This window comes from Enterobacter sp. V89_11, from assembly GCF_029967775.1.
Lineage (GTDB): Bacteria > Pseudomonadota > Gammaproteobacteria > Enterobacterales > Enterobacteriaceae > Enterobacter > Enterobacter ludwigii.
In genome coordinates, this window is sequence record NZ_JASCAN010000021.1 from 1 (window position 1) to 23177 (window position 23177).

At 55.9% G+C, this 23177-nt stretch carries 22 protein-coding genes; 13 read left to right on the forward strand and 9 right to left on the reverse strand.

Annotated features, from left to right (window positions below; translation table 11 throughout):
• Positions 1–561 precede the first annotated feature (561 nt).
• From QLG09_RS15725 to hemC, 5 genes are all read right to left on the reverse strand, one after another.
• The gene (locus QLG09_RS15725; RefSeq protein WP_049022001.1) at positions 562–1773 is read right to left on the reverse strand and encodes an MFS transporter; all 1212 of its coding nucleotides are present in this window, start codon (positions 1771–1773) and stop codon (positions 562–564) included.
• Between the two features lie 169 nt (positions 1774–1942).
• Positions 1943–3142, reverse strand: a complete 1200-nt coding sequence (hemY, locus tag QLG09_RS15730; RefSeq protein ID WP_049022000.1) for a protoheme IX biogenesis protein HemY — start codon at positions 3140–3142, stop codon at positions 1943–1945.
• Positions 3143–3144: 2 nt separating this feature from the next.
• Complete coding sequence (gene hemX, locus QLG09_RS15735; protein WP_014172141.1) at positions 3145–4338, reverse strand: uroporphyrinogen-III C-methyltransferase; 1194 nt, start codon at positions 4336–4338, stop codon at positions 3145–3147.
• 21 nt (positions 4339–4359) lie between these two features.
• Complete coding sequence (hemD, locus tag QLG09_RS15740) at positions 4360–5100, reverse strand: uroporphyrinogen-III synthase (protein WP_014172140.1); 741 nt, start codon at positions 5098–5100, stop codon at positions 4360–4362.
• The gene (gene hemC, locus QLG09_RS15745) at positions 5097–6038 is read right to left on the reverse strand and encodes a hydroxymethylbilane synthase (RefSeq protein ID WP_049021997.1); all 942 of its coding nucleotides are present in this window, start codon (positions 6036–6038) and stop codon (positions 5097–5099) included. The genes hemD and hemC overlap by 4 nt, the downstream gene beginning before the upstream one ends.
• 346 nt (positions 6039–6384) lie before the next feature.
• Between hemC and cyaA the strand changes: the two genes are divergently transcribed.
• Complete coding sequence (gene cyaA / locus QLG09_RS15750; RefSeq protein WP_014172138.1) at positions 6385–8928, forward strand: class I adenylate cyclase; 2544 nt, start codon at positions 6385–6387, stop codon at positions 8926–8928.
• Positions 8929–8971: 43 nt separating this feature from the next.
• On the opposite strand, the gene cyaY is transcribed toward cyaA, so the two are convergent.
• On the reverse strand, positions 8972–9292 hold the full coding sequence (gene cyaY / locus QLG09_RS15755; protein ID WP_014172137.1) for an iron donor protein CyaY: 321 nt from the start codon (positions 9290–9292) through the stop codon (positions 8972–8974).
• A 135-nt stretch (positions 9293–9427) separates the two neighbouring features.
• Between cyaY and QLG09_RS15760 the strand changes: the two genes are divergently transcribed.
• The 8 genes from QLG09_RS15760 to corA all read left to right on the forward strand — a co-directional run bounded on the left by QLG09_RS15760 (position 9428) and on the right by corA (position 16361).
• Complete coding sequence (locus QLG09_RS15760) at positions 9428–9631, forward strand: lipoprotein (protein WP_025202779.1); 204 nt, start codon at positions 9428–9430, stop codon at positions 9629–9631.
• A gap of 35 nt (positions 9632–9666) precedes the next feature.
• On the forward strand, positions 9667–10491 hold the full coding sequence (gene dapF / locus QLG09_RS15765) for a diaminopimelate epimerase (protein ID WP_020882883.1): 825 nt from the start codon (positions 9667–9669) through the stop codon (positions 10489–10491).
• Positions 10488–11195, forward strand: a complete 708-nt coding sequence (locus QLG09_RS15770) for a DUF484 domain-containing protein (RefSeq protein ID WP_014172135.1) — start codon at positions 10488–10490, stop codon at positions 11193–11195. Before dapF ends, QLG09_RS15770 begins: the two co-directional genes overlap by 4 nt.
• Positions 11192–12094 carry a tyrosine recombinase XerC gene (gene xerC / locus QLG09_RS15775; protein WP_014172134.1) on the forward strand — a complete coding sequence of 301 codons (903 nt, stop codon included), beginning with the start codon at positions 11192–11194 and terminating at the stop codon, positions 12092–12094. Before QLG09_RS15770 ends, xerC begins: the two co-directional genes overlap by 4 nt.
• A complete protein-coding gene (gene yigB / locus QLG09_RS15780) occupies positions 12094–12810 on the forward strand; it encodes a 5-amino-6-(5-phospho-D-ribitylamino)uracil phosphatase YigB (RefSeq protein ID WP_282489053.1) in 717 nt (238 codons plus the stop codon). The genes xerC and yigB overlap by 1 nt, the downstream gene beginning before the upstream one ends.
• Before the next feature lie 80 nt (positions 12811–12890).
• Positions 12891–15053 (forward strand): DNA helicase II, encoded by a 2163-nt coding sequence (gene uvrD, locus QLG09_RS15785; protein ID WP_020882882.1) that lies wholly within the window; start codon positions 12891–12893, stop codon positions 15051–15053.
• Positions 15054–15202: 149 nt separating this feature from the next.
• Complete coding sequence (gene ysgD, locus QLG09_RS15790) at positions 15203–15259, forward strand: YsgD/CorL family protein (protein WP_212743980.1); 57 nt, start codon at positions 15203–15205, stop codon at positions 15257–15259.
• A gap of 151 nt (positions 15260–15410) precedes the next feature.
• Complete coding sequence (gene corA / locus QLG09_RS15795; RefSeq protein ID WP_020882881.1) at positions 15411–16361, forward strand: magnesium/cobalt transporter CorA; 951 nt, start codon at positions 15411–15413, stop codon at positions 16359–16361.
• A gap of 42 nt (positions 16362–16403) precedes the next feature.
• On the opposite strand, the gene rarD is transcribed toward corA, so the two are convergent.
• Positions 16404–17300, reverse strand: coding sequence for an EamA family transporter RarD (rarD, locus tag QLG09_RS15800; protein WP_014172130.1), 897 nt, complete (start codon positions 17298–17300; stop codon positions 16404–16406).
• Positions 17301–17351: 51 nt separating this feature from the next.
• Positions 17352–17819 (reverse strand): acyl-CoA thioesterase YigI, encoded by a 468-nt coding sequence (gene yigI / locus QLG09_RS15805; RefSeq protein ID WP_014172129.1) that lies wholly within the window; start codon positions 17817–17819, stop codon positions 17352–17354.
• Positions 17820–17980: 161 nt separating this feature from the next.
• Between yigI and pldA the strand changes: the two genes are divergently transcribed.
• The 3 genes from pldA to rhtC all read left to right on the forward strand — a co-directional run bounded on the left by pldA (position 17981) and on the right by rhtC (position 21452).
• Positions 17981–18850, forward strand: a complete 870-nt coding sequence (gene pldA / locus QLG09_RS15810) for a phospholipase A (RefSeq protein ID WP_020882880.1) — start codon at positions 17981–17983, stop codon at positions 18848–18850.
• A gap of 90 nt (positions 18851–18940) precedes the next feature.
• Positions 18941–20770 (forward strand): ATP-dependent DNA helicase RecQ, encoded by a 1830-nt coding sequence (recQ, locus tag QLG09_RS15815; protein WP_025202782.1) that lies wholly within the window; start codon positions 18941–18943, stop codon positions 20768–20770.
• Between the two features lie 61 nt (positions 20771–20831).
• Entirely contained in the window at positions 20832–21452 is a 621-nt protein-coding gene (rhtC, locus tag QLG09_RS15820) for a threonine export protein RhtC (RefSeq protein WP_014172126.1), read from the forward strand.
• Here the strand turns inward: rhtC and rhtB are convergent.
• A complete protein-coding gene (gene rhtB, locus QLG09_RS15825; protein ID WP_032679213.1) occupies positions 21449–22069 on the reverse strand; it encodes a homoserine/homoserine lactone efflux protein in 621 nt (206 codons plus the stop codon). The genes rhtC and rhtB overlap by 4 nt on opposite strands.
• A gap of 109 nt (positions 22070–22178) precedes the next feature.
• Between rhtB and pldB the strand changes: the two genes are divergently transcribed.
• Positions 22179–23171 (forward strand): lysophospholipase L2, encoded by a 993-nt coding sequence (gene pldB / locus QLG09_RS15830; RefSeq protein ID WP_020882879.1) that lies wholly within the window; start codon positions 22179–22181, stop codon positions 23169–23171.
• Positions 23172–23177 lie beyond the last annotated feature (6 nt).

Consider the following 23177-nt stretch of genomic DNA (forward strand, 5'->3'; position numbering starts at 1 on the left):
GCGCAACTGGTTTGGGACCAGTGGGTCGGAGGTTCGAATCCTCTCTCGCCGACCAATTTTGAACCCCGCTTCGGCGGGGTTTTTTATTTTCTGCGCCTTTCCCCCTCTGTAGTGATTCCACGACAACAGCTGGCTTCCTTGTCGCGATTCAGCGACACATAACACACTGAAAGTAAAAGATATAATAATTTGGCGGCTTTCGTGTCTCCTCCAGACGACATTTCGTCGTGTTTATCAGTAGGTTGTAGGGTCTAAGATACCGCTCAACAACATAATTTCCTTTTATCTTAAAATGTTGCGCGATGTAAAAGTTCTGCGTGTCAAGTTGGCACGTTACGTGCAATAATATACGTGTAGATGCTCATTCCATCTCTTATGTTCGCCTTAGTGCCTCATAAACTCAGGAATGACGCAGAGCCATTTACGGTGCTTATCGTCCACTGACAGATGTCGCTTCGGCCTCATCAGACACCATGGGCATAACGTTGAGTGAAGCACCAAATATGTTGTCTTACAGACCTGTTTTAACGCCTGCTTTTATAGCAGGCGTTTTTTTATGCCTTATTCCCGGTAAACGTACATGATCAGGGCGACCAGTATCAGAGCGGCTGACGAAACGCTGTAAAGCGCCTGTACGGAGCCAAACCCTGCTGCCGCCATCGCGGCAATACCGGTGAAAAGCGAGGCACTGAGCGTTTGCCAGCGCCAGGCTTTACTGCTGGCCGAAGCCATGTGCGTGGTTTGAAAACTGCTGAGTACGGCAAACGTGCCAGCCGCAAAGAGAACATTTGAGGCCAGGTGTGCGACAAATATCATCCCCAGCGCGCATGCCATCCACCCGGACAACAGCGGGAGCATCCCATACGCAGTAAGGAAGATGCCGAGACACAGTAAAATCCGTGGCGTGCGTGCTGCAAAACGCGTCAGGCTGTCTCTTTTTAGCAGCAGGGGACCGCAAAGTTGTCCCATGCTTCTTGCAAAAAGCAGTGGCAAAGCAAGGCTGGCCGCATCCTGAGGATGGATCTGCTGTGCCATTGCCGGAAGAAGCGCCATGGCCGGTGAACCGACGGCGGCCAGCGCAGGCAAAATCAGCAAACTGCGTTTCTGCCGGATGGTCAACATCTGCCAGCGTAAAGCCGCAGGCGCTTTCTCTTCAGTGGGGACTGCCAGTGTGGGCGCTAAAAATACACGACCCGCCAGCCAGAGCATGAACAGCGATCCGAGAAAGCTGATGGCATCAATGGCCAGCAAGGCGAGGATGGCAATCTTCTGGAAAAGTACCATCCCCAGCCCGGTGCCTAACAAAACCTGAGCGGCAAAAATCACATTCTCGAGGCAGGTTGCGGCAGGCAGTTCTGCTTCTCTGAGTCCGCGTTTAAAGAGCAGCGTCAGGGCAGGCCAGCTCATTCCGCTAAGCAGTGCTTCGGTGGACTGCACGGCCAGTAACGCAGGGATACTGTGATAGTGCACGCCGAGCAGGGGAAAGAGCAGGGCCAGTAAGCCAAGCCCCTCGGTGAGTATCAACAGGGATATCGGAGAATAGCGCGCGCACAGCTTTTCACTGATGAGGCTGCCGATAAAGCCAGGTAGCGTGGCGAAAAGAAAGGCGAGGGTAAGCAGCGCGGGCGGGGCGGACCATGCTAACAGTAAGCCGAAGACCACCACCTGGGTTACGCCATTTCCCAGTGATGTAAAGATAAAGGCACAGGCCAGCAGGCGCAGCCAGCGGTGGCAGCGCAGCGCTTCAATAAGCGCGTACAAAAGGGTGTTCATGACGATTTCCTTTCAAAAACGATTCAGTCCACGCGGCACTCGTCGCGTGTATGGAAAAAAGTTAATGAAAAGACGTCGTTACATTGGCGGGTTCGTTTTAGATGATGTGGTAAAGAATGTAGCAGGCGAAGGGGAATAAAAAAAGGAGGCCGTCTGGCCTCCTTGTTATTTATTGCTGGCTGCCATTATTTTGCAGCGTTAATAACAGCCCATCGCGGCGCATGGCGGCAGCCTCTTCCGGCTTGTGCTGCTTATCCAGCGAATCGGCAAGCCACGCGTAGTCAAACGCGTCCGGACGCTGTTTCAGCGCTGCACGGAAGGCGAGACTCGCTTCCTGCCATTCACCGTGCTTCATCAGCGACTGGCCCAGCGTACTCCACAGCAGTGGACGGTCGCCGACGGCTTTAATCTGCTGACGCAGCATTTTTTCAATTTGCTCAGGGTTATTGGTTTTCAGACGCGGGATCACCATAACCAGGCGATCGTCATACTGTCGCTTCAGTCCGTCGAGGAGGATCTCCTGCGCCGTGTCATGATCGTCACATTCAATCAGATGTTCTGCCATCGCAACCTGCAACGGAACCTGCTGACGCGTTTTCCGGCTCTGATTCTTCCACCAGGTTTTCAGGCCATCGCTGCCGAGATCGGCACGCGCCTGATCCATCAGGCCAATCCATGCCAGACGCTGAAGTTCATCACGATGTTCATCATCACCGACGTCGGCTTTGGCCATCGACGGAATGATATCCAGCAGTGAACCCCAGGCACCGGTGCGAATATAGGCCTGCTCGGCAAGACGCAGCACTTCCGGGTGGCGTGGCGAGACTTCCAGCAGACGGTCGATACCGTGACGTGCGGCGTGGTTTTCGTTGCGGGCCAGCTGCAGTCGAACGCGGGTGATCTCAACGGGAATCGGGTCTTTCGGAGATAGTTCTGACGCGCGTTCCAGATGCTGGTTGGCGCGGGCTTCGTCACCCCGCTGTTGCGCTGCCTCGGCGGCCAGCAGATAGTTCACCACCGGCTGTTCGGCATGGTCAGCATTTTTCGACATCAGCTTTTCAACCTGCTGATAGTCACCCTCGGCCAGCTTAAGCAGTGCCTGCTCAGTCTGCTTACGGGCGCGGCGGCGTTTACGGCCAACGAACCAGCCACGCGTATGCGCACCGGTACGGAAAATTCGGCGCAGGATCCACTCAACCGCAAGGAGCGCCACCACCCCGAGGATCAGAATGATCACCAGACCCGTTACGCTGGTTTCGATGTTGTAGTTATCGGTCTGGATCAGGACGTAACCCTGATGACCGGCAAGCATCGGCCCCAGCACGATCCCGGCGATCAGCAGGATGAAGAGTAAGAGTACTTTAAGCATCATTACTCTCCTTGTGGCGCGCTTTCAGGCGCTGGCGCGGCGGCAGGGGCCTGGGCGTGAGGTTCTGCCGGAACGCCCGGCTGCGCCAGCAGGTTGCGCACGCGCGTCTGCATCAGTTTCTCCAGAATCGGCTGGCTTTCCAGCTTATCCGGCACGTTCATGGTGATGTTCTGCTGGCTCAGTTTATCAATGTCATCGAGGAAAGCCGTGGTCGTGGCATCATCGGTATTGTAGTAAGCACGTACCCATGTCGAGACGTTATCAAGCGCCTGTTTGTAGGTCTCTTCCTGATGACGCGGCACGGCCTGAGCCGCCACCAGCAGGCGGGAGCGAATGTTTTCGCGCAGATAAATGTCCTGATTCGGCGCTAACAGTGGAACGGCGGTTTCGTCGCGGCGGCGGATAGTAATGAAGCTATCCATAAAGTTCTGCCAGCTTTTTTGCAGGTTCACGCGCCATTCGCTCAGGGAGCTGGAAAGCTCGGTGCCGTCAGAATCCATCGGGGAGTCATCGTCGTTGTTATCCGCCAGCTGCAGGTTATCAATCTGGTTTGAAAGCTGATTGACCTTCAGGATGATGCCATCGTAGTCCACCTGCGAAACGGCAGAGAGGCTGGCGATATCTTCGGTAATGGCACGACGCGCGGTAATGAGGCTCGGATCGTTCATGTCTGCCAGGCTCGCATCAGCGCTTTTCAGCAGCGCGGCGGCGGTGGTGACGTCCTGATCGCTCCAGAGCTTACGTCCGGCCAGCTTCACCAGGAAATCGGCCTGCGAGAGCAGCCAGGTTTTGGCATCGGTACCGGAAATCGTGGCGACTTTCTGCTGCACGTCGTCCAGCTGTTTGGTCAGCTCTTCCTGTTTGCTGTTCGCCTCAGCGAGCGCCGCGGACTGCTGTTTAATCACCGTTTCCAGTTCAGTTTTCTGCGTCTCCTGCGCTTTTTGCAGGGCGGTAAGCTGATTGACCAGCGTGTCGTTGGTCGCTGTCTGGCTGGAACCTTGCTGTTTCACCAGGCCATAGAGACCAACGCCTGCGGCCAGCGCAATGGCGATGGCTATCGCGCTCAGCGCGAGGCTGGTTTTATTGCTGCCGTTCTTCTTCTCAACGGTTTTCTCAGTCGTTTCTGACTGCGGCGTGATGTCCACAGTCTCCCTGGTCTCTTCAACCACGGCGGAGGATTTATCGTGTTCCGTCATTATGGCTTCCCATTATGAGAGTTATTGTAATGCGCGCAGCAGCGCATCGTTGTCAGCGTTATCAGCGATCCGAATATCTTGCCAGCCCAGTTCCCGGGCCTGGTTCGCCAGACGCTCACTGACGACCAGAAGCCGGCAGTGGAGTAACCAGTTTTCACGATACCAAAGGGGCACCAGCGACCAGAGCTGCTGCAGCATTTCACCGCTGGTCACCACCAGGGTCGTAATGCCGCGCATATGCCAGCGCATCGCCTCTTCCGCACCATCGTAATGTTTTGCACAACGCTGATAGCATTCGCAGAACGTGACCTCAGCCCCGCGTTCCCGCAGCGTTTCACCCAACAGTTCGCGCCCGCCGTTACCGCGTAAAATGAGTGCACGCTTTCCGGCAATAGTTTGTAATTCAGGTAATTGTAGCAAGACTTCGCTGATTTCCCGATCTAACGGGTAACGAACGTCTGTTCCGCTTACGGTATGCAACGCCAGTGCCGTTGTACGACCAATCGCAAAATAGTGAGGGGCGGTTGGCCAGTTAAGCCCCTGCTGTTGTAGCTGCGCCTGGGCAAATTCCACCGCATGTTGCGACAGCGCAAACAGCAAGTCGCCCTGCTGGAGGGTATTCATATGGTCGGCAAGCGCGGACAGCTCCCGACCGGGGGAGAATTCAATGAGCGGAAAACTCCAGGCCACCTGCCCCAGTGCGCGCAGACGGCTCACTAATTGCTCTCCTGCGGGAGAAGGGCGGGTGACAAGAATACTCATGCAGGGGGTTCTCCATTATAAACTTCAGCCAGGATCTCACGGGCGCCGTTATCCAGCAGCTCTTCTGCCAGCGACACGCCAAGCTGTTCGGCATCTTGCGCTTTACCGCGACGTTCGCCGCGGACCATCTGTGAACCGTCCGGTGCGCCAACCAGCGCTCGCAGCCACAGTTCACCGTTAATTAATTCAGCATAGCTGCCAATCGGCACCTGACACCCTCCTTCGAGGCGGGTGTTCATGGCGCGCTCGGCGTTAACGCGGATAGCGGTCTCGTCATGGTTCAGCGGGGCAAGCAGCGCGCGGGTACGCACATCATCCAGACGGCATTCTATGCCGACGGCCCCCTGACCCACAGCCGGCAGCGACAGCTCAGGCGGCAACGCGACGCGAATGCGTGACGTCAGCCCCAGGCGCTTCAGACCCGCAACCGCGAGGATAATGGCATCGTAATCGCCGTTATCCAGCTTGCTCAGACGCGTACCAACGTTACCGCGCAGCGAACGAATGATCAGGTCCGGACGACGTTCTGCCAGCTGGCACTGACGACGTAAACTGGACGTGCCAACCACGCTGCCTTCTGGCAACGCATCGAGCGAATCATAGTGATTGGAGACAAACGCATCGCGCGGATCTTCACGCTCGCAAATGGTCACCAGCCCCAGCCCTTCCGGGAACTCGACGGGCACATCTTTCATCGAATGTACGGCGATATCGGCGCGGTTCTCAAGCAATGCCAGTTCCAGCTCTTTGACAAACAGGCCCTTGCCGCCCACTTTAGCCAGTGGCGTATCAAGGATCACGTCACCGCGCGTGACCATCGGCACCAGCTCGACGCACAACCCACTGTGGCAGGCTTCAAGGCGCTGCTTAACATAATGTGCCTGCCAGAGCGCAAGAGGGCTTTGGCGTGTGGCAATTCTCAAAACATTGTCTAACATGCTTGTTACCGTCATTATCAATCGCTAACCATCCTAACATTGTTGACTCTGGGATGGCAGTTTTACGGTGATGAAGAAGAGAGGGACAGGGCGGGGTTCTCGTCAGCCACAGCCGTATTAAGGAATTTACACGTACAGAACGGTGCTACACTGTATGTAGCGCATCTTTCTTTACGGTCAACCGGCAAGGTGTTAAATTGATCACGTTTTAGACCATTTTTTCGTCGGTACCACCATAATGATAAGGGCGAAAAAAGGTAACGGTTCTCTTTTTGTAATACTGCGGGTCCGCTGTTATTTCTGTTTTGAATAGCGTGCGACACCCGGAAACATCAGGCGATACGTCTTGTACCTCTATATTGAGACTCTGAAACAGAGACTGGATGCCATAAACCAACTGCGTGTCGATCGCGCGCTTGCTGCTATGGGCCCTGCTTTCCAGCAGGTATACAGTCTTCTGCCGACATTATTGCACTATCACCATCCGCTGATGCCTGGCTACCTTGACGGTAACGTTCCCAGAGGCATCTGTCTTTTCACGCCTGATGAAACCCAACAACACTACCTGACCGAACTTGAACTCTACCGTGGCATGCCGCCGCAGGAATCACCGAAAGGTGAACTGCCGATTACAGGCGTTTACACCATGGGCAGCACCTCCTCGGTTGGGCAAAGCTGTTCTTCGGACCTGGACATCTGGGTCTGTCATCAGTCCTGGCTCGATAACGACGAGCGTCAGCTGCTGCAACGAAAGTGCAGCCTGCTGGAAAGCTGGGCCGCGTCGCTTGGCGTAGAAGTCAGTTTCTTCCTGATTGATGAAAACCGTTTCCGTCATAACGAAAGTGGCAGTCTGGGTGGTGAAGACTGCGGCTCAACCCAGCACATCTTATTGCTGGACGAGTTTTATCGTACTGCCGTACGCCTGGCCGGTAAGCGTATTCTGTGGAATATGGTGCCGTGCGACGAAGAAGAGCATTACGACGATTACGTAATGTCGTTGTACTCCCAGGGTGTGCTGACACCAAATGAATGGCTGGATCTGGGTGGCCTCAGTTCGCTTTCCGCCGAAGAGTACTTTGGCGCGAGCCTCTGGCAGCTCTATAAAAGCATTGATTCGCCGTATAAGGCCGTGCTGAAAACCCTGCTGCTGGAAGCCTATTCCTGGGAATACCCCACGCCGCGTTTGCTGGCGAAAGATATCAAACAGCGTCTGCACGACGGAGAAATTGTCTCCTACGGGCTGGATGCTTACTGCATGATGCTTGAACGCGTCACCGAATACCTGAAAGCCATTGATGACACCACGCGTCTCGATCTGGTGCGTCGATGTTTCTATCTCAAAGTCTGTGAAAAACTCAGCCGCGAACGCGCATGCGTGGGCTGGCGTCGTGAAGTGGTCAGTCAGTTGGTGAAAGAGTGGGGATGGGACGAAGAACGTCTGTCGATGCTTGATAACCGCGCCAACTGGAAAATCGATCAGGTGCGTGAAGCGCACAACGAACTGCTCGATGCCATGATGCAAAGCTACCGCAACCTTATCCGCTTTGCGCGTCGTAACAATCTCAGCGTTTCCGCCAGCCCGCAGGACATCGGGGTGTTGACGCGTAAACTGTATGCGGCGTTTGAAGCATTGCCGGGTAAAGTCACGCTGGTTAACCCGCAGATTTCACCGGACCTGTCAGAACCGAACCTGACCTTTATCTATGTGCCGCCGGGCCGCGCAAACCGCACCGGGTGGTACCTGTACAACCGTGCGCCAAGCATGGACTCGATCATCAGCCATCAGCCGCTGGAATATAACCGCTACCTGAACAAGCTGGTGGCCTGGGCCTGGTTCAACGGCCTGCTGACCTCGCGTACCCGGCTGTTTATCAAAGGCAACGAGGTTGTCGATTTAGCCAAACTGCAGGAGATGGTGGCGGATGTCTCCCACCACTTCCCGCTGCGTCTGCCGGCACCGACGCCAAAAGCGCTCTACAGTCCGTGTGAAATTCGCCATCTGGCGATCATCGTCAACCTGGAATATGACCCGACGGCGGCCTTCCGCAATCAGGTGGTCCATTTTGATTTCCGCAAGCTGGATGTCTTTAGCTTTGGCGAGCAGCAAAACTGCCTGGTGGGCAGCGTAGACCTGCTGTACCGCAACTCGTGGAACGAAGTGCGTACTCTGCACTTCAACGGCGAGCAGGCGATGATCGAAGCGCTGAAAACGATTCTTGGCAAGATGCACCAGGACGCTGCGCCGCCGGACAGCGTTGAGGTGTTCTGCTATAGCCAGCATCTGCGCGGTCTGATCCGTACCCGTGTGCAGCAGCTGGTTTCAGAGTGCATCGAACTGCGCCTCTCCAGTACCCGTCAGGAAACCGGTCGCTTTAAAGCGCTGCGCGTCTCCGGACAGACCTGGGGCCTGTTCTTCGAGCGCCTGAATGTTTCAGTACAGAAGCTGGAAAACGCCATCGAGTTCTACGGCGCCATTTCGCACAACAAGCTGCATGGCCTGTCAGTGCAGGTGGAAACCAACCACGTGAAACTGCCACAGGTCGTGGATGGCTTTGCGAGCGAAGGGATTATTCAGTTCTTCTTTGAAGAGTCGGGTGACGACGCCGGTTTCAACATCTACATCCTGGATGAGACGAACCGCGCTGAGGTTTATCACCACTGTGAAGGCAGTAAAGAGGAGCTGGTGCGCGACGTCAGCCGCTTCTATTCGTCCTCACATGACCGCTTTACCTACGGCTCCAGCTTCATCAACTTTAACCTGCCGCAGTTCTACCAGATTGTGAATGTAGACGGACGTTCGCAGGTGATTCCGTTCCGTACGCAGGCCGTTACGCCAGCGGTTCCCGCCAGCCAGGACACTACCCCGCTGTTGCAGCAGTATTTCTCCTGACAGTTTTTGCCCGGTATGCAGCGCACCACCGGGCAAAACAGACTCAACGAAAACGCACGTCTTCACCTGCCTGCGCGGTCGCCGCCTGTTCCAGCAGGTCCCAGAACGTTTCGCCGCTACGGTCACACACCCATTCGCCCTCTTTCAGATCGAAATGGTAGCCACCCTGTTTGGCGGCCAGCCAGACCTGGTGAAGCGGCTCCTGGCGGTTAATAATAATTTTGCTGCCGTTTTCGAAGCTCAGGGTCAGAATGCCGCCGTTGATCTCACAATCGATATCGCTGTCGCCGTCCCAGTCGTCAAGCCGCTCTTCGATGGTCATCCATAAGGTGTCTGCAAGGCGATGGAATTCACTGTCGTTCATGGTTTTGTTCCTGTTTTTCGTGATGCCGGCAGTATAACGCTAAATAATTCCCGTTGCAGGAAAGCGGCAAACTCTTGCTTTTGTGTCTTCTCCTGCGATGATAGAAACAGATTTGAACTTACGGGCAACTTTATAATGAAAAACGTTTTCCGAACGCTTGCCGTTCTCATCACGCTGTTTAGTCTGACGGGCTGTGGACTGAAGGGACCGCTTTACTTCCCGCCAGCGGATAAAACGGCGCCGCCGCCGACGAAACCTGTGCAAAGCGGTATTGAGTCTTCCACGCCAGACACGAACGATCGTGGCAATAATGGTGGTCCGACTCAGGTTAATCTCTGACGATTACGTTCTGTACCCGCGCAATGGAGCGAATGATGCAGTTCTCTAAGATGCATGGCCTTGGCAACGATTTTATGGTCGTCGACGCGGTAACGCAGAATGTCTTTTTCTCCCCGGAACTGATCCGCCGCCTGGCGGATCGGCATCTGGGCGTGGGGTTCGATCAGCTGCTGGTGGTTGAGCCGCCATACGATCCTGACCTCGATTTCCACTACCGTATTTTTAACGCTGACGGCAGTGAAGTCTCCCAGTGCGGCAACGGTGCGCGCTGTTTTGCCCGCTTTGTCCGCCTGAAAGGGCTGACGAACAAGCGCGATATCCGCGTCAGTACCGCGAATGGTCGCATGGTGCTCAGCGTCACCGATGACGATCTGGTTCGCGTGAATATGGGCGAGCCGAACTTTGAACCTTCCGCCGTGCCGTTTCGCGCAAACAAAGCGGAAAAGACCTATATTATGCGTGCGGCCGAGCAGACAGTATTGTGTGGCGTCGTCTCGATGGGAAACCCACACTGCGTGATTCAGGTTGATGATGTGGAGACCGCCGCCGTTGAAACCCTCGGCCCGGTGCTGGAAAGCCATGAACGCTTCCCGGAACGCGCGAACATTGGTTTTATGCAGGTGGTGAAGCGTGAACACATCCGTCTGCGGGTGTATGAACGCGGCGCGGGCGAAACCCAGGCCTGCGGAAGCGGTGCCTGCGCGGCGGTGGCCGTCGGCATCGCTCAGGGGTTACTGGCAGAAGAGGTTCGCGTGGAGTTACCAGGCGGTCGTCTTGATATCGCCTGGAAAGGACCGGGTCATCCGCTGTTTATGACTGGCCCGGCGGTACATGTCTATGACGGGTTTATCCATCTATGAAGCAACCAGGGGAAGAACTGCAGGAAACGGTGACGGAACTGGACGACAGTGCTGTTGTTGATTATCTGCTGAACAATCCCGCGTTTTTTATTCGCAATGCACGTCTTGTCGAACAGATGCGCGTGCCGCATCCGGTGCGCGGGACCGTGTCGCTGGTCGAATGGCACATGGCTCGCGCGCGCAACCACATCAATCAGCTTGAAGAGAACATGACGCTGCTCATGGAACAGGCGAACAATAACGAAAGCCTGTTCTATCGACTGCTGCATCTGCAGGCGCGTCTGGCCTCGGCCCACAGCCTTGACGAGTTTCTCAGCCGTTTCCACCGCTGGGCGCGAGAACTGGGGCTTGCAGGCGCAACCCTTCGTCTCTTCCCCGACCGCTGGCGCATTGGTGCACCGTCTGGTTTCACCCATCTGGCGCTGAGCCGTCAGGCGTTTGAGCCGCTACGTATTCAGCGCCTGGGTCATCAACATCACTATCTGGGGCCGCTGAACGGACCAGAATTGCTGGTGGTATTGCCAGAAGCCAAAGCGATTGGCTCGGTGGCCATGTCATTGATGGGGCGCGATGGCGACTTAGGCGTGATGTTATTTACCAGTCGCGACGCGCATCACTATGAGCAGGGGCAAGGTACGCACCTGTTGCAGGAGATCGCCCTGATGCTGCCTGAGCTGCTGGAGCGCTGGATTGAGCGCGTATGACGGACGGACTTCTTGCCACTGACGTCGCGCGATTTCTGCGCTACCTGGGGGTTGAACGTCAGCTTAGCCCCATAACGCTGCTGAACTATCAGCGTCAGCTTGATGCCATCATGCAGATTGCCGATGAAATCGGCCTGAAAAGCTGGCAACAATGTGACGCTGCGACGGTTCGTGGCGTCGTCGTGCGTAGCCGCAGGAAAGGGTTAGGTCCGGCGAGTCTGGCGCTCAGGCTCTCTGCCCTGCGCAGTTTCTTCGACTGGCTGGTGAGCCAGGGCAGCCTTAAAGCCAACCCGGCGAAAGGCATTGCCACGCCAAAAGCACCGCGTCATCTGCCTAAAAATATCGACGTCGATGATGTCAATCGCCTGCTGGATATCGATCTTAACGATCCGCTGGCGGTGCGTGACCGCGCGATGCTGGAGGTGATGTACGGTGCCGGACTGCGTCTGTCTGAACTGGTCAATCTCGATATAAAACATCTCGATCTGGATACCGGCGAAGTGTGGGTGATGGGCAAGGGCAGCAAAGAGCGCCGCCTGCCGATTGGTCGCAACGCTGTCGCCTGGATTGAGCACTGGCTTGACCTGCGCGGGCTGTTTGGCGCGGAAGAAGATGCGCTGTTCCTGTCGAAACTCGGCAAGCGGATCTCGGCGCGTAACGTGCAGAAGCGTTTTGCGGAGTGGGGCATTAAGCAGGGGCTGAACAGCCATGTTCACCCGCACAAGCTGCGCCACTCTTTTGCGACCCACATGCTTGAATCAAGCGGCGATCTGCGCGGCGTGCAGGAACTGCTCGGCCACGCGAATTTGTCCACCACCCAGATTTATACCCACTTAGACTTCCAGCACCTTGCCTCGGTGTATGACGCGGCGCATCCACGCGCCAAACGGGGGAAATAATGCGTTTTTACCGCCCACTGGGTCAGATATCAGCCCTTACCTTTGACCTTGATGACACCCTTTATGATAACCGCCAGGTGATCCTGCGTACCGAGCAGGAGTCGCTGACGTTTGTGCAGAACTATCACCCGGCGCTGAAGACGATGCAGAACAAGGACTTCCAGCAGCTGCGTCAGACCCTGCGGGAGACCGAGCCGGACATTTACCATGACGTGACCGAATGGCGTCGACGTGCGGTTGAACAGGCGATGCTGAATGTTGGCATGAGCGCGCGTGATGCGGCGATAGGGGCTGAAGCGTCCATGGAAAACTTCGCCAAATGGCGCAGCCGTATTGATGTGCCACAGGAGACCCACGATACGCTGGCCGTGCTGGCAGAGAAGTGGCCGCTGGTGGCGATTACCAATGGCAATGCCCAGCCTGAGCTGTTTGGTCTTGGCGATTATTTTGAGTTTGTGCTGCGCGCGGGCCCGCACGGGCGCTCGAAACCGTTTAACGATATGTATCACCTGGCGGCGGAAAAACTGAACCTGCCGCTCGGCGAAATGTTGCATGTGGGTGATGACCTGACCACGGACGTGGCCGGGGCGATCCGCTGCGGCATGCAGGCCTGCTGGATCAAGCCGGAAAACGCTGACCTGATGACAACGCCGGACAGCCGTCTTCTGCCGCACGTGGAAATTTCACGGTTGGCATCCCTCACGACGCTGATATAATCATCAATTGTTCTGTATAAATTAACAGGGTTTTGGCGAAGGAATCACATTCGCCTGCCTGACATTACGTGACGGTGCCAATGGACGTTTCTTACCTGCTCGACAGCCTTAATGACAAACAGCGTGACGCGGTTGCCGCTTCGCGCACCAACATGCTGGTGCTGGCTGGGGCGGGCAGTGGTAAGACGCGCGTGCTGGTACACCGTATTGCGTGGCTGCAGAGCGTGGAAAACTGCTCGCCGTACTCCATTATGGCGGTGACGTTTACCAACAAGGCGGCGGCAGAGATGCGCCACCGAATCGCACAGCTGATGGGCACCAGCCAGGGCGGCATGTGGGTGGGTACTTTCCACGGTCTGGCGCATCGCCTGCTGCGGGCGCACCATATGGACGCTAACCTGCCGCAGGATTTCCAGATCCTCGACAGCGAAGATCAGCTGCGTCTGCTGAAGCGTCTTATCAAGGCGATGAATCTCGACGAGAAGCAGTGGCCGCCGCGTCAGGCAATGTGGTACATCAACGGCCAGAAAGACGAAGGGCTGCGTCCGCACCATATTCAGAGCTTCGGCAACCCGGTCGAGCAAACCTGGCAGAACGTTTATAAAGCCTACCAGGAGGCGTGCGATCGCGCAGGTCTGGTGGACTTTGCTGAGCTGCTGCTGCGTGCGCACGAGCTGTGGCTCAACAAACCGCATATCCTGCAGCACTATCGTGAACGCTTCACCAATATTCTGGTGGACGAATTCCAGGATACCAACAACATCCAGTATGCATGGATCCGCCTGCTGGCCGGTGATACCGGCAAGGTGATGATCGTTGGTGATGACGATCAGTCCATCTATGGCTGGCGTGGGGCGCAGGTGGAAAACATTCAGCGCTTCCTCAATGATTTCCCCGGTGCTCAGACCATCCGTCTGGAGCAGAACTACCGTTCGACCAGCAACATTCTGAGCGCCGCCAACGCCCTGATTGAGAACAACAACGGGCGTCTCGGTAAAAAGCTGTGGACCGATGGCGTTGACGGTGAACCGATCTCTATCTACTGCGCATTCAACGAACTTGATGAAGCGCGCTTTGTGGTGAACCGTATTAAAACCTGGCAGGACAACGGTGGCGCGCTGGAGCAGTGTGCCATTCTCTATCGCAGCAACGCCCAGTCGCGCGTGCTGGAAGAGGCGTTGCTGCAGGTGAGTATGCCGTACCGCATTTACGGTGGCATGCGCTTCTTTGAACGTCAGGAGATCAAAGACGCGCTCTCGTATCTGCGTCTGATCGCAAACCGTAATGACGATGCGGCGTTTGAGCGCGTGGTGAACACCCCAACTCGCGGCATCGGTGACCGTACCCTGGACGTGGTGCGTCAGGCCTCCCGCGATCGCCAACTGACACTCTGGCAGGCGTGCCGCGAGCTGTTGCAGGAGAAAGCGCTCGCCGGACGTGCAGCCAGCGCCTTACAGCGCTTCCTGGAGCTGATTGATGCCCTGGCACAGGAAACGGCCGATATGCCTCTGCACGTACAGACCGACCGGGTGATTAAAGACTCCGGCCTGCGCACCATGTATGAGCAGGAGAAAGGCGAAAAGGGCCAGACCCGTATTGAGAACTTAGAGGAACTGGTGACGGCAACGCGCCAGTTCAGCTACAACGAAGAAGACGAAGATTTGATGCCGCTGCAGGCGTTCCTCTCCCACGCGGCGCTGGAAGCGGGCGAAGGGCAGGCAGACACCTGGCAGGATGCGGTTCAACTTATGACCCTGCACTCCGCCAAAGGTCTGGAGTTCCCGCAGGTGTTTATCGTCGGGATGGAAGAGGGGATGTTCCCGAGCCAGATGTCGCTGGATGAAGGTGGGCGTCTGGAGGAGGAGCGTCGTCTGGCCTATGTTGGCGTGACGCGCGCGATGCAAAAGCTGACGCTGACCTATGCCGAAACCCGACGCCTGTACGGCAAAGAGGTGTATCACCGTCCGTCGCGCTTTATCGGCGAACTGCCGGAAGAGTGCGTGGAAGAGGTGCGCCTGCGCGCCAGTATCAGCCGCCCGGTCAGCCATCAGCGTATGGGCTCGCCGATTGCTGAAACGGACACCGGCTACAAGCTGGGTCAGCGCGTGCGTCATGCTAAGTTTGGTGAAGGCACCATCGTCAATCTGGAAGGTAGCGGCGAGCACAGCCGCCTGCAGGTGGCGTTCCAGGGGCAAGGTATCAAATGGCTGGTGGCAGCCTACGCCAGGCTGGAAACTGTGTAACTTTCAGAAAAATATCATTATTTTGTAATAATCTGCTAGCCTTATACGTTGAAGGTCAATTAATGCCCTTCAGCGTTCCGTTGCGTGTTGACGCCACTATTACTGCTGGCGTAACATGCGCGCACGATTACGCTAAGAGGACATTCGCCTTGGACACACCCAGTAGATACTGGCTCAATTCCCTGTCATCCAGGAACAACTCCTAAGGCTATCTCCTCTTGCTGATGGCCTTAGTGGTTGTCAGCGACCTGCATTATTCCCGTCGCGCTGAGTCAGGCTGTTTAATGGTCTGAAACCCAATTTGTTTCTGTGTGCCCACCGAACTGTCCGATATTTTTTGCATTGGGAGTCCCGGTCATGTTGAGCGCATTTCAACTCGAAAATAACCGACTGACTCGGCTTGAAGCCGAAGAGTCACAGCCCCTCATTGATGCCGTATGGGTGGATCTGGTCGAGCCGGACGACGATGAGCGCCTTCGCGTACAATCTGAGCTGGGGCAAAGCCTGGCAACCCGCCCGGAACTGGAAGACATCGAAGCATCTGCTCGTTTTTTTGAAGATGAAGACGGTCTGCATATTCACTCCTTCTTCTTCTTTGAAGACGCCGACGATCACGCAGGTAACTCCACCGTGGCGTTTACCATTCGTGACGGTCGCCTGTTTACCCTGCGCGAGCGTGAGCTGCCCGCGTTTCGTCTCTACCGCATGCGCGCCCGTAGCCAGGCGATGGTCGACGGCAATGCCTACGAACTGCTGCTGGACCTGTTTGAAACCAAAATCGAACAGCTGGCGGATGAAATTGAAAACATCTACAGCGACCTGGAAAAGCTGAGCCGCGTCATCATGGAAGGTCATCAGGGCGATGAATACGACGAAGCGCTCTCGACGCTGGCAGAGCTGGAAGATATCGGCTGGAAGGTGCGTTTGTGTCTGATGGATACCCAGCGCGCGCTGAACTTCCTGGTGCGTAAGGCGCGTCTGCCGGGCGGTCAGCTGGAGCAGGCGCGTGAGATCCTGCGCGATATCGAATCCCTGCTGCCGCACAATGAATCGTTGTTCCAGAAGGTCAACTTCCTGATGCAGGCAGCGATGGGCTTTATCAATATCGAGCAGAACCGCATCATCAAGATCTTCTCGGTGGTCTCGGTGGTCTTCCTGCCACCGACGCTGGTGGCCTCGAGCTACGGGATGAACTTTGAGTTTATGCCGGAGCTTAAGTGGAGCTTTGGCTACCCTGGCGCGATTATCTTTATGATCCTCGCCGGGCTGGCGCCGTACCTCTACTTCAAGCGCCGTAACTGGCTGTAAACATCGGGCGGGTGGCATTGTGCCTGCCCGCCTCATTACCGCTTACAATCCTTTGCGCGTTCTGCGCTGGGTATAAAGGGCGTCTGCAACAAAAATCGCCAGCGCCACCCAGATAAAGGCAAACGTCACCATCTTATCTGCGCCCGGTACTTCGCCGTAAAACACCACTGCCAGCAGGAACATCAGCGTCGGACCGATGTACTGAAAGAAGCCCAGCGTGGAGAGACGCAGGCGCGTTGCGGCACCGGTGAAGCACAGCAGAGGAATGGTGGTTACCACACCGGCCGCCATCAGCATCAAATTCAACGACAACGGGTTACTGCCCATATGGCTGGTTGCGCTGTCGGCAATACCAAACAGGTAAATCGCCGCGACCGGCAATAGCCACAGGGTTTCAAACAGCATCCCGGTCTGCGCTTCAACGGCTATTTTCTTCCGGACCAGCCCGTAAAACGCAAAGCTGAACGCCAGGCCCAGAGCGATCACGGGCAGCGAACCGAAGGTCCACAGTTGAACCAGCACGCCGCAAAAAGCGAGGATGACCGCCAGCCACTGCATGCGACGGAAACGCTCGCCCAGGAAAATCATGCCCAGAACAATGTTGACCAGGGGATTAATAAAATAGCCCAGGCTCGCTTCGAGCATGTGATGGTTATTGACTGCCCAGATAAAGAGCAGCCAGTTGCCGCCTATCAGCACGGCTGAGAGGGCCAGCAGAAACACCTTTTTCGGCGTTTTCAGCAGCGTTTTGACGCCAGACCACTGACGGCTAACGCTCATCAGCGCGATCATAAAGAAAAACGACCAAATCACACGGTGTGTGAGGATCTCGTCAGCGGGTACGTAAGCGATAAACTTGAAGTACGCCGGTGCGATACCCCAAATAAAATAAGCGGCAAGGGCGAGTAGTACGCCCTGCCGCGTTTGTTTAGCATCCATCGGGATAATCCGTTACAAAAAAGTGAATTAATTTTACCCGATTTTAGGGTTTCAACCCACCATATAAGTGGCAGTTGCGCTGGCGATATAGACCTGCTCTTCGTTATGCAATTCAACGCGGGCGACGGCAACCTTATTCCCGGCGCGCAGCAGGCTGCTGGTGGCGGTAAAACGGTTTCCGCGCCCGGGACGCAGGTAATCGACGCGTAAATCGATGGTGCCCATACGCGACAAACGCTGGCGCAACTCGTCTTCATTGATGGTGTCATGGCGTGTCAGCGTACTGCCCACACAAACCAGGCCCGCCGCCACATCCAGCGCTGAGGCAATCACCCCGCCGTGCAAAATACTCTGCGCCCAGTTGCCTACCATCATCGGCTGGTTGTTGAAGCTGAGCTGGGCAAACGCTTTTTCGTAGCGCTCGAGTTCCAGACCCAGTGCACGGTTAAACGGCATATGGTAAACAAAAATCTCGCCCACGAGTTTTAACGCTTCTTCGGCGGTAAGCATGGCTGACATGAGGCATCACATCCTTATTGTTAATAAAATGTTGATTTTATGCTTCAGCAATAAGGAATTCCACTTTCAGAAACGAGGATGCAGCAGTTGTCGCAGAAGTATGTAGAATATCCGCCACATAACAATTCAACTAATTAACTCTTTGCAGGAGAACACCACCGATGCGGACGTATCTGGCCTGGTTACTGGCGGCGGTTGCGCTGCCCCTCACAGCATATGCCCAGGAAGCGACGATTAAAGAAGTTCACGATCAACCTGCCGTGCAGGGCAGCATTATCGCGAACCTTCTTCAGGAACATGATAATCCGTTCACGCTGTATCCGTATGACACCAACTACGTGATATACACGCAGACCAGCGATCTCAACAAAGAGGCGATAAGCTCCTATAACTGGTCCGATAATGCGCGTAAAGACGAAGTGAAGTTCCAGTTAAGTCTCGCGTTCCCGTTCTGGCGCGGCATTCTGGGACCGAATTCGGTGCTCGGCGCCTCTTACACGCAGAAATCCTGGTGGCAGCTTTCCAACAGTGGCGAATCTTCACCGTTCCGTGAAACCAACTATGAGCCGCAGCTGTTCCTCGGTTTTGCGACCGATTATGAATTCGCGGGCTGGACGCTGCGTGACATCGAGGTGGGCTTTAACCACGATTCAAACGGACGCTCCGACCCTACCTCGCGCAGCTGGAACCGTGCCTATACGCGACTGATGGCGCAAAACGGCAACTGGATGGCGGAAGTGAAGCCGTGGTTTGTGGTGGGCGATACCGACGACAACCCGGATATCACCAAATATATGGGTTACTATCAGCTCAAAATCGGCTATCAGTTGGGTGACGCGGTGCTGAGCGCCAAAGGCCAGTACAACTGGAACACCGGTTACGGTGGCGCGGAACTGGGCCTCAGTTATCCGGTGAGCAAGCACGTTCGCCTCTATACTCAGGTTTACAGCGGTTACGGCGAGTCGCTTATCGATTACAACTTCAACCAGACCCGTGTAGGTGTGGGCGTGATGCTGAACGATATTTTCTAGGCAGCTCGAATGTTTTTTCGTTAAACGTTGAAGTTTCTCTCTCAGGCGCTGAAAATAGCGCCTGTTTTATTTCTGGCAAATGGGGTTAACGTGGCGCAGGCGGAAGTATTGAATCAGGAATCGCTGGCTAAACAGGTTTTGCATGAAACCTTTGGCTACCAGCAGTTCCGCCCTGGCCAGGAAACCATCATTGAAACCGTGCTGGAAGGCCGCGATTGTCTGGTGGTCATGCCTACCGGCGGCGGTAAATCCCTCTGCTATCAGGTGCCCGCGCTGGTGCTCAACGGCCTGACGGTCGTGGTATCGCCTCTTATTTCCCTGATGAAAGATCAGGTCGATCAGCTCCTTGCCAACGGCGTGGCAGCGGCCTGTCTTAACTCCAGCCAGACCCGCGAGCAGCAGCAAGAGGTCATGGCCGGTTGCCGTACCGGGCAGGTTCGCCTGCTGTATATCGCGCCGGAACGTCTGATGCTGGATAACTTCCTCGATCATCTGTCGCACTGGAATCCGGTCCTGCTGGCGGTGGATGAAGCCCACTGTATCTCCCAGTGGGGACATGATTTCCGCCCGGAATATGCGGCGCTCGGCCAGCTCCGTCAGCGTTTTCCCGAACTGCCGTTTATGGCGCTCACCGCGACGGCAGATGACACCACGCGTCAGGATATCGTCCGGCTGCTGGGGCTGAACGATCCGCTGATTCAGGTCAGCAGCTTCGACCGCCCGAACATCCGCTACATGCTGATGGAAAAATTCAAGCCGCTGGATCAGCTTCTGCGCTACGTGCAGGAGCAGCGCGGGAAGTCCGGCATCATCTACTGCAACAGCCGCGCGAAGGTGGAAGACACGGCCGCGCGCCTGCAGAACCGTGGTTTTAGCGCCGCCGCCTACCATGCCGGGCTGGAAAACGCGGTTCGCGCCGATGTGCAGGAGAAATTCCAGCGCGATGACCTGCAGATTGTGGTGGCGACGGTGGCGTTCGGAATGGGGATCAACAAGCCGAACGTGCGCTTCGTCGTACACTTCGACATTCCGCGCAATATCGAATCGTACTACCAGGAAACTGGCCGCGCCGGGCGTGATGGACTGCCTGCAGAAGCCATGCTGTTTTACGATCCGGCCGACATGGCGTGGCTGCGCCGTTGTCTGGAAGAGAAACCGCAGGGCCAACTGCAGGATATCGAACGCCACAAGCTCAACGCGATGGGCGCGTTTGCCGAAGCGCAAACCTGCCGCCGTCTGGTGCTGCTCAACTACTTTGGCGAGGGGCGTCAGGAGCCGTGCGGCAACTGCGATATCTGTCTTGACCCACCAAAGCAATACGATGGCCTGATGGATGCGCGCAAAGCGCTCTCGACCATCTATCGTGTGAACCAGCGCTTCGGCATGGGCTACGTGGTGGAAGTGTTGCGTGGGGCGAATAACCAGCGTATCCGCGACATGGGACACGATAAGCTGCCCGTCTACGGTATCGGCAAAGACCAGAGCCACGAGCACTGGGTGAGCATCATCCGTCAGCTGATTCACCTGGGCTTTGCCACGCAAAACATTGCCCAACACTCCGCGCTTCAGCTTACCGAAGCGGCACGTCCGGTGCTGCGCGGGGATATCGAACTGAAGCTCGCGGTTCCGCGCGTTGTCGCCCTGAAGCCGCGGGTGATGCAAAAATCGTACGGCGGCAATTACGACCGCAAGCTGTTTGCCAAACTGCGCAAGCTGCGTAAAGCCATTGCTGATGAAGAGAACATTCCGCCCTACGTGGTCTTCAACGATGCGACGCTTATCGAGATGGCAGAGCAGACGCCGCTCAGCGCCAGCGAAATGCTCAGCGTCAACGGTGTTGGTACGCGCAAGCTGGAGCGCTTTGGCAAAGAGTTTATGGCGCTTATCCGCGCTCATGTCGACGGTGACGATGAGGAGTAGTCAGCCAGCCTAAAAAATGTCAGGATGGTGACTCACTTAATTATTTCCCTGCGAGTTAATTATGTTAATGCTATTTCTTACCGTGGCGTTAGTGCACATCGTTGCGCTCATGAGCCCGGGTCCTGACTTTTTCTTCGTGTCCCAAACCGCCGTCAGCCGCTCCCGCAAAGAAGCGATGATGGGGGTACTGGGTATCACCATGGGCGTTATGGTCTGGGCGGCCGTGGCGCTGCTTGGTCTGAACCTGATTCTGGCGAAGATGGCCTGGTTGCACAACATCATCATGGTTGGCGGGGGGCTTTACCTTTGCTGGATGGGCTACCAGATGCTGCGCGGGGCGTTGAAGAAAGAAGAGAAAAAGCCGGAAGAGCCGAAAGTTGAGCTGGCAACGGGCGGCCGGAGTTTTATTAAAGGGCTGCTCACCAACCTGGCGAACCCAAAAGCGATTATCTATTTCGGCTCCGTGTTCTCCCTGTTTGTGGGTGACAACGTGGGTGCGGGTGCGCGTTGGGGCATCTTCCTGCTGATCGTGGTGGAAACTTTTGCGTGGTTTACCGTAGTTGCCAGCCTGTTTGCCTTACCGGCGATGCGCCGCGGTTACCAGCGTATTGCGAAGTGGATTGACGGCTTCGCCGGCGCGTTGTTCGCCGGCTTTGGCATTCATCTCATCATTTCTCGCTAAGCATGACGCGCTGACGCAAGCAGCGCGCCTACCAGCATAAACAGCGAACCAAAGACTTTGTTCAGGGCCTTCATCTGCTTAGGCCCTTTAATCCACACAGCAATCCGCTGCGCCAGCGTCGCGTAACCAATCATCACGATGATATCGACAACAATGGTGGTCGCACCCAGCACCACGTACTGCATGACCTGTGGCTGATGCGGGACGATAAACTGCGGGAACAGCGCGGCGAGGAAAACAATACTTTTCGGGTTGGTCAGGTTCACAAACACCGCGCGTTTAAACAGGCGTCCGCGTGTTTGCGTCTGGGCGAGCGTATTAAGATCAATTGAGCCTGCTGCACGCCACTGCTGAATACCAAGCCAAATCAGGTACGCGGCACCGGCCCATTTCAGCACGTCAAAGGCCAGTACCGAGCGGGAGAACAGCGTACCCAGACCAATGCCCACCAGCACGATATGAATGCCCAGACCGGTCTGCAAACCGGCAATGGACGCCGCGGCACCGCGATAGCCGTGGTTGATGGAGGTGGTCATGGTGTTAATGGCGCCTGAACCTGGGGAAAGGCTAAGGATGATGGATGTCAGCAGATAAGCGAACCACCACTCGAAGGTCATTTGAAACTCCCGAATTGTCTGTTTTTATGCCACAATACGCTATTGTTACGTCATTTTGTGACCGGTGACGAAAAAACGATATTCCTTGGCTTACGGGGGTGGAAACCCGATGTTTCAGCAGAAAAAGGACTGGGAAACACGAGAAAACGCATTTGCTGCTTTCTCTATGGGGCCGCTGACCGATTTCTGGCGTCAGCGTGAGGAAGATGAGTTTACGGGTGTTGGCGATGTTCCGGTACGCTTTGTGCGTTTCCATGATGAGAAAAACGATCGGGTGATCGTGGTCTGTCCGGGACGTATCGAGAGCTACATCAAATACGCTGAACTGGCCTATGACCTGTTCCATCTGGGCTTCGATGTGTTGATTATCGACCATCGCGGGCAGGGGCTTTCTGGCCGCTTATTGTCGGACACGCATCGCGGTCATGTGGATAACTTCAGCGATTACGTCGACGATCTTGCCGCCTTCTGGCAGCAGGAAGTTCAGCCGGGCCCGTGGCGTAAGCGCTATATTCTGGCGCACTCCATGGGTGGGGCGATTTCGACGCTGTTTTTACAGCGCTATGACCACCAGTGTGATGCCATTGCGCTCACCGCGCCGATGTATGGCATCGTCATGCGTTTTCCGGACTGGATGGTGCGCCATATTCTCGACTGGGCTGAGGGCCATCAGCGCATTCGTGAAGGGTATGCCATCGGGACAGGGCGCTGGCGCGCGCTGCCGTTTGCCCTCAACGTATTGACCCATAGCCGGCAGCGTTATCGCCGTAACCTGCGTTTTTATGCCGATGAACCGCGCCTGCGCGTCGGTGGCCCGACATATCACTGGGTGCGGGAAGGGATCCTTGCCGGTGAACAGGTGCTTGCTGGTGTTGGTAAAGATGATACGCCGACACTTCTGATTCAGGCTGAAGAAGAACGTGTGGTGGATAACCGCATGCATGACCGCTTTTGTGAACTCCGCGCTGCCGCCGGTCACCCTTGCGAAGGGGGTAAACCGCTGGTCATCAACGGCGCGTACCATGAGATCCTTTTTGAAAAGGACGCTATGCGCTCAGTCGCGCTAAACGCCATTGTTGAATTTTTCGACAGGCATAATTGATTGTTG

What these genes read in the sequence shown, in the direction of transcription:
- QLG09_RS15725 (WP_049022001.1), bottom strand. Translation starts at nt 1,773, where the DNA reads ATGAACACCCTTTTGTACGCGCTTATTGAAGCGCTGCGCTGCCACCGC.
- hemY (WP_049022000.1), bottom strand. Translation starts at nt 3,142, where the DNA reads ATGCTTAAAGTACTCTTACTCTTCATCCTGCTGATCGCCGGGATCGTG.
- hemX (WP_014172141.1), bottom strand. Translation starts at nt 4,338, where the DNA reads ATGACGGAACACGATAAATCCTCCGCCGTGGTTGAAGAGACCAGGGAG.
- hemD (WP_014172140.1), bottom strand. Translation starts at nt 5,100, where the DNA reads ATGAGTATTCTTGTCACCCGCCCTTCTCCCGCAGGAGAGCAATTAGTG.
- hemC (WP_049021997.1), bottom strand. Translation starts at nt 6,038, where the DNA reads ATGTTAGACAATGTTTTGAGAATTGCCACACGCCAAAGCCCTCTTGCG.
- cyaY (WP_014172137.1), bottom strand. Translation starts at nt 9,292, where the DNA reads ATGAACGACAGTGAATTCCATCGCCTTGCAGACACCTTATGGATGACC.
- QLG09_RS15760 (WP_025202779.1), top strand. Translation starts at nt 9,428, where the DNA reads ATGAAAAACGTTTTCCGAACGCTTGCCGTTCTCATCACGCTGTTTAGT.
- dapF (WP_020882883.1), top strand. Translation starts at nt 9,667, where the DNA reads ATGCAGTTCTCTAAGATGCATGGCCTTGGCAACGATTTTATGGTCGTC.
- QLG09_RS15770 (WP_014172135.1), top strand. Translation starts at nt 10,488, where the DNA reads ATGAAGCAACCAGGGGAAGAACTGCAGGAAACGGTGACGGAACTGGAC.
- xerC (WP_014172134.1), top strand. Translation starts at nt 11,192, where the DNA reads ATGACGGACGGACTTCTTGCCACTGACGTCGCGCGATTTCTGCGCTAC.
- yigB (WP_282489053.1), top strand. Translation starts at nt 12,094, where the DNA reads ATGCGTTTTTACCGCCCACTGGGTCAGATATCAGCCCTTACCTTTGAC.
- uvrD (WP_020882882.1), top strand. Translation starts at nt 12,891, where the DNA reads ATGGACGTTTCTTACCTGCTCGACAGCCTTAATGACAAACAGCGTGAC.
- corA (WP_020882881.1), top strand. Translation starts at nt 15,411, where the DNA reads ATGTTGAGCGCATTTCAACTCGAAAATAACCGACTGACTCGGCTTGAA.
- rarD (WP_014172130.1), bottom strand. Translation starts at nt 17,300, where the DNA reads ATGGATGCTAAACAAACGCGGCAGGGCGTACTACTCGCCCTTGCCGCT.
- yigI (WP_014172129.1), bottom strand. Translation starts at nt 17,819, where the DNA reads ATGTCAGCCATGCTTACCGCCGAAGAAGCGTTAAAACTCGTGGGCGAG.
- pldA (WP_020882880.1), top strand. Translation starts at nt 17,981, where the DNA reads ATGCGGACGTATCTGGCCTGGTTACTGGCGGCGGTTGCGCTGCCCCTC.
- rhtC (WP_014172126.1), top strand. Translation starts at nt 20,832, where the DNA reads ATGTTAATGCTATTTCTTACCGTGGCGTTAGTGCACATCGTTGCGCTC.
- rhtB (WP_032679213.1), bottom strand. Translation starts at nt 22,069, where the DNA reads ATGACCTTCGAGTGGTGGTTCGCTTATCTGCTGACATCCATCATCCTT.
- pldB (WP_020882879.1), top strand. Translation starts at nt 22,179, where the DNA reads ATGTTTCAGCAGAAAAAGGACTGGGAAACACGAGAAAACGCATTTGCT.